Raw genomic sequence first — 5,148 nt, 5'->3', positions numbered from 1 at the left:
CCTCCACCCGTGGGTGGAGGGCCCTCGCGCTGCCGGTTCCACCCGTGCTCCACCCCGGCTCCGATCAGCGGGAAGCGCCGGATCCGTAGCGTCGGAGAGGTCAGCAACAAGCCTCTCCCCGGGACGGAGAATTCGATGGGTTCCATCGCCAACATCCTCGTAGGCCTCGCGGTGGTGGTCCTGGTGGTCCAGCGCCAGATGCGCGTCCAGCGCCTGGACACCGAGCGCCGTTTCTGGCTGCTGCCGCTGATCCTGGGCGCGCTCGCGCTGCGCGACCCGCAGCTCGTCGACCACCAGCACACCGCGCTCTCCGCCGGGCTGCTGGCCGCCGGACTGGTCGCCGTGCTCGCGATGGGCACGGTCTGGGGCTGGACCGTCCGGATCTGGCGAGCCTCCGACGGCAGCGTCCTGGTCAAGGGCACCAGGGCCACCGTGGCCGCCTGGTGCGGGATGATCGCCGTCCGGATCGGCCTGTACGCGGTCGGTGCGGCCCTGCACGTCCACCAGGCGGGCAGTTCGCTGATGCTGGGCATGGCGGTCCTGCTGCTGGTCCGCTCCTTCGTGGTGAACTGGAGGGCCCGGACGCTGGAGCCCTCGCGGCCCGCCGCCGCACTGCACTGACCCGCCGCCGTGAGCATCGAGGAGGCCCCCGTGGCCGGGTGGTACTGGACCCGCTGGCCGTCCCGGGAAGGGATCGGCCACGAGGACGAGAGCCGGCCGCGGCGGGTCCTGTCCGTGTTCGGCCGGAGCGTCCTGCTGGTCGTCGTCGGCTGGGGGACCTTCTCCGGCGGCAGGTACACCGGCTGGACGGTGGCGGCCGCGGCGGCCGGGCTGGCCGCGGCCGTCGCCCTCTGCACGGCGTACCTGCGGGTCACCCGGGAGCAGCGCCCGGCGGTCTCGTACCTGCTGGCCGCCGGCCTGGTCGGCGGCGGCTGGCTCGCCGACCGGGGGCTGGCCCACACGCTGGCCGACTTCCTGTGGATCGGGTTGACCGTGACGGCTCTGATCCGGCTGCCGCCCGCGCCCGCGCTGGTCGTCGCGGCGGCGGCGCTGGGTTCGTACATGGCGGCCTCCCCGGCGGGCTGGCTCGGCAACGCCGCCACCGTCGGGGGCTCCGTCCTGGTCGGCTGCCTGCTGCGGCTGGACATCGAGGCGCGCGGCACCGCCCGCCGGCTGCTCGCCCAGGAGCGGGCCGCCCAGGCCGCCCAGGCGGAGAGCGCGGCGCTCGCCGAACGGGCCAGGATCGCGCGGGAGATCCACGACGTGCTCGCCCACAGCCTCTCCGCGCAGCTCGTCCACCTGGAGGCGGCCCGGCTGATGCTGGACGCCGGGACGGACCGCGAGCAGATCCGCGAACGGGTCGTCGCCGCCCGGCGGATGGCGCAGGACGGGCTGGTCGAGACCCGCCAGGCACTGTCCGCGCTGCGCGGGGAGCTCACCCCGGTCGGGGAGTTCCTGGTCGAGCTGACCGGTCGGGAGCGGGCCGCCCTCACCGTCACCGGCACGCCCCGCCCGCTCGCCGCCGAGGCCGCCCTCGCGGTGCGGCGCACCGCGCAGGAGGCGATGACCAACGTCCGCAAGCACGCGTCCGGGGCCCGCGGCTCCGTCGAACTGCGCTACCTGGACGGCGCGGTGGAGCTGGAGGTGTGCAACACCCGGCCGCCGCGCGGCCAATCCGCGGGTGAGTCCCCGTCGGAGGAGCTGGCCGCCAGTGGCAGCGGGTACGGTCTGCTGGGAATGCGCGAACGCGCGGAACTGCTCGGGGGCACGCTGCTGGCGGGCCCGCAGGACGGAGGGTGGCGCGTGCTGCTGCGGGTGCCGGCATGAGTGAGCACATGGGCGGTGCGGGGGCGATCAGGGTGGTGGTCGCGGACGATCAGACGGTGGTGCGCGAGGGCATCGTGATGCTGCTGGGGCTGTTGCCCGGCATCGAGGTGGTCGGTGCGGCCGGGGACGGGGAGGAGGCCGTCGCCCTGGTGGAGCGTCATCACCCGGACGTGGTGCTGATGGATCTGCGGATGCCGCGCTGCGACGGGGTCGAGGCGACGAGGCGGATCCGCGCGGCGCACCCGGAGACCGAGGTCGTGGTGCTCACCACCTACGCCGACGACGACTCGCTGTTCCCGGCGCTCCGGGCCGGGGCGCGCGGCTACCTCACCAAGGACGCCGGCGCCGAGGAGATCGCCCGGGCCGTCGCGGACGTCCGCTCGGGTGCTGCCGGGCTCTCCCCGCAGGTCCAACTCCGGCTGCTGGAAAGGCTTTCGGAGCAGCACGGCGACGCCGGGCCGGCTGCCGGGAGGCCCGGAACCCGGTCGGGGGAGCTGCCCGACGGGCTGACCGTCCGGGAGGCCGAGGTGCTGGCGCTGATCGCCGAGGGGCTGTCCAACGCCGAGATCGCCCAGCGGCTGTTCGTCAGCCAGGCGACCGTGAAGACCCACATCAACAATCTGTTCGCCAAGACCGCGGTTCGGGACCGGGCTCAGGCGGTCGCGTACGCGTTCCGACACGGAATCACTGGGACGCAGCAGTAGTCCGATGAGTGTCTGTCGGATGATCGATCACCTCATCGAGTGAACGTATCTGCGATGGTCAGGGGCGCTCTCCTAGGGCCGCCATCATGGTTCGGGTCAGAACATCCGGCCGTCCAGGAGCAGCAGTGCCACAGCAGCAGACGAGCAGTCCCGGCCCGGGACAGCAATTCGACTGGTGGGCCGCTGCGGCCGCCGGTACCCCCGTTGAGTCCGCCGAGCCATCGGCTGCGCACCGCCGGACGGCGGTACCGGCGCAGTCGGGCCCCGCCCCCACGGACCACGTTCCTACGGCCCGGTCGGCCGAGGCCGCCGTCGGGTCAGTGGCCGTCGGCGCACCGGTCCACGGGGCCGCCGTCGAGCCGTTCGCCCAGAGCATCCCAGCCGATCCGGCGGCCCCGGCCGCACCGCACGCACCACTCGACGAGGAACCGGTCGCCGACCGCACCGAGGTCTACCGGACGGTTCAGGCCAGCGAGACGTTCCTGCAGATCCGCCGCAGCTACCGGACCTTCGTCTTCCCGATCACCGGGGCCTTCCTCGCCTGGTACCTGCTGTACGTCGCCGCCCAGGCGGGTGCCCCCGACCTGATGCGCAGGACGGTGGCCGGCCCGCTCAACGTGGCCTGGCTGCTGGGGCTGCTGCAGTTCGCCTCGACTTTCCTGCTCACCTGGCTCTACGCCCGCAACTCCCGGACCAAGCGCGACCGCGCCGCCCTGGGCCTGCGCTGGGACACCCAGGACCAGCTGCGATGACGCCCCTGCTGGCCACCGTGCCCACCGATGCGGCCAAGGCCGCGGTGCAGACCGCCGTCCGGACCGTGGTGTCGACCGCCACCCCGCCGCCGGTCGCCCCCACCGGCGACCACCACTCGCTCGCCATCGCGCTGTTCGCCGTCGTCGTCCTGGTCACCCTGGGGGTCACCCTCTGGGTCGGCCGCCAGGGCAACGCCGCCGAGGACTTCTTCGCCGGCGGCCGCGACTTCACCCCGCTGCAGAACGGCTTCGCGCTCTCCGGGGACTACCTCTCCGCCGCGTCCTTCCTGGGCGTCGCCGGGCTGATCGCGCTGTACGGCTACGACGGCGTGCTCTACAGCATCGGCTTCCTGGTCGCCTGGCTGGTCGTGCTGATGCTGGTCGCCGAACTCGTCCGCAACGCGGGCCGGTACACCCTCGCCGACGTCCTCGCGCTGCGGCTGCGCCGTCGCAAGGTGCGCGCCGCGGCCGGTGGTGCCAGCGTCGTGGTCACCCTGCTCTACCTGGTGGCCCAGATGGTCGGCGCCGGTTCGCTGGTCGCCCTCCTGCTCGGCACCGGCAGCCCGCACGCCCGCACCTGGACCATCATCGCGGTCGGCGCCCTGATGATCGTCTACGTCACCATCGGCGGGATGCGGGCCACCACCTGGATCCAGATCATCAAGGCCTTCCTGCTGACCGGCGGTTCGGTGCTGCTCACGGTGCTGCTGGTGGTCCGCTTCCACGGGGACCTCGGCGAGCTGATGCGCGAGGCCGCCCAGCACAGCGGCGCCGGGCAGCGCTACCTGGAGCCCGGGCTCAAGTACGGCGGCAGCATCACCAGCCGGCTGGACTTCGTCAGCCTCGGGCTCGGCCTGGTGCTCGGCACCGCGGGCCTGCCGCACATCCTGTCCCGCTTCTACACGGTGCCCACCGCGCGGGCCGCCCGCCGCTCCACGATGTGGGCGATCGGCCTGGTCGGCAGCTTCTACCTGATGGCCATCGTGCTCGGCCTCGGCGCCACCGCGCTGATCGGCTCGGCCGAGGTGCGGCACGCCAACTCGGCCGGGAACACCGCCGTTCCGCTGCTCGCCCTGGTGCTCGGCGGCGGCAACGGCAGTACCGGCGGGGTGCTCCTGTTCGCCCTGATCTCGGCGATCGCCTTCGCCACCATCCTCGCGGTGGTCGCCGGGCTGACCCTGGCCTCCTCGGCGGCCTTCGCCCACGACATCTGGGCCGGCGCCTGGCGCGCCCGGCCGAGCCGCGAACAGCTGAAGAGCCGCGAACAGTTGAAGAACGGCCGCGGGCGGCGCCGCCGGGGCGAGACCGTCCCGGCCTCCCGGGCGGCGGAGGAACCGGTCTCCGAGCTCAGTGAGCAGCAGGAGGTGGTGGTCGCCCGGTTCGCCGCCGCCGGGATCGGTGCGACGGCGATCGTGATCAGCCTCTTCGCCCAGCAGCTGAACGTCGCCTTCCTGGTGGGCCTGGCCTTCGCCGTCGCCGCGTCCTCCAACCTGCCGGTGCTGCTGTACAGCCTGTTCTGGTCGCGGTTCACCGCTCGCGGCGCGGTTTGGGCGGTGTACGGCGGGCTGGTTCCGGCGATCGTGCTGGTGTTCTTCTCGCCGGTGGTGTCCGGTTCCCCCGAGGCGCTCTTCCCGGGCCTCGACTTCCACTGGTTCCCGCTGGAGAACCCGGGCATCGTCTCCATCCCGCTGGGCTTCCTGGCCGGCTGGGTCGGGACGGTCACCTCGTCCGAGCCCGCCGATCCGGACCGGTTCGCCGAGCTGGAGGTACGTGCACTCACCGGTGCGGGCGCGGCCTGAGCCGTCGCGCCCGGGGAACCCCGGCGGGCCTGGGGCCGCCGGGGTTGCCCCCCGTCCCCCCCCCCC

5 protein-coding genes are annotated in these 5,148 nt (G+C 73.5%); all 5 read left to right on the top strand.

Going from position 1 to position 5,148, the window contains the following annotated elements; genetic code table 11:
- Window positions 1-135: 135 nt before the first annotated feature.
- Window positions 136-621 (top strand): DUF1453 domain-containing protein, encoded by a 486-nt coding sequence (locus ACIQOV_RS26635; protein ID WP_401052587.1) that lies wholly within the window; start codon window positions 136-138, stop codon window positions 619-621.
- Window positions 622-630: 9 nt separating this feature from the next.
- A complete protein-coding gene (locus tag ACIQOV_RS26630; RefSeq protein WP_401052584.1) occupies window positions 631-1,827 on the top strand; it encodes a sensor histidine kinase in 1,197 nt (398 codons plus the stop codon).
- Window positions 1,824-2,531 carry a response regulator gene (locus ACIQOV_RS26625; protein ID WP_401052582.1) on the top strand — a complete coding sequence of 236 codons (708 nt, stop codon included), beginning with the start codon at window positions 1,824-1,826 and terminating at the stop codon, window positions 2,529-2,531. Before ACIQOV_RS26630 ends, ACIQOV_RS26625 begins: the two co-directional genes overlap by 4 nt.
- A gap of 320 nt (window positions 2,532-2,851) precedes the next feature.
- Window positions 2,852-3,283, top strand: a complete 432-nt coding sequence (locus tag ACIQOV_RS26620) for a DUF485 domain-containing protein (protein WP_359912610.1) — start codon at window positions 2,852-2,854, stop codon at window positions 3,281-3,283.
- Entirely contained in the window at window positions 3,280-5,082 is a 1,803-nt protein-coding gene (locus ACIQOV_RS26615) for a cation acetate symporter (protein WP_401052580.1), read from the top strand. Before ACIQOV_RS26620 ends, ACIQOV_RS26615 begins: the two co-directional genes overlap by 4 nt.
- The last annotated feature ends 66 nt before the right edge of the window (window positions 5,083-5,148 follow it).

The organism is Kitasatospora sp. NPDC091257 (assembly GCF_044757675.1).
GTDB lineage: Bacteria > Actinomycetota > Actinomycetes > Streptomycetales > Streptomycetaceae > Kitasatospora > Kitasatospora lactacystinica.
Note: the sequence above shows the minus strand (reverse complement) of the source record. Positions and strands in the feature narration are given on the sequence as shown.

Bases quoted from the DNA above. Each gene is read 5' to 3' on its own strand.
- ACIQOV_RS26635 (WP_401052587.1), top strand. From the start codon at position 136: ATGGGTTCCATCGCCAACATCCTCGTAGGCCTCGCGGTGGTGGTCCTG.
- ACIQOV_RS26625 (WP_401052582.1), top strand. From the start codon at position 1,824: ATGAGTGAGCACATGGGCGGTGCGGGGGCGATCAGGGTGGTGGTCGCG.
- ACIQOV_RS26615 (WP_401052580.1), top strand. From the start codon at position 3,280: ATGACGCCCCTGCTGGCCACCGTGCCCACCGATGCGGCCAAGGCCGCG.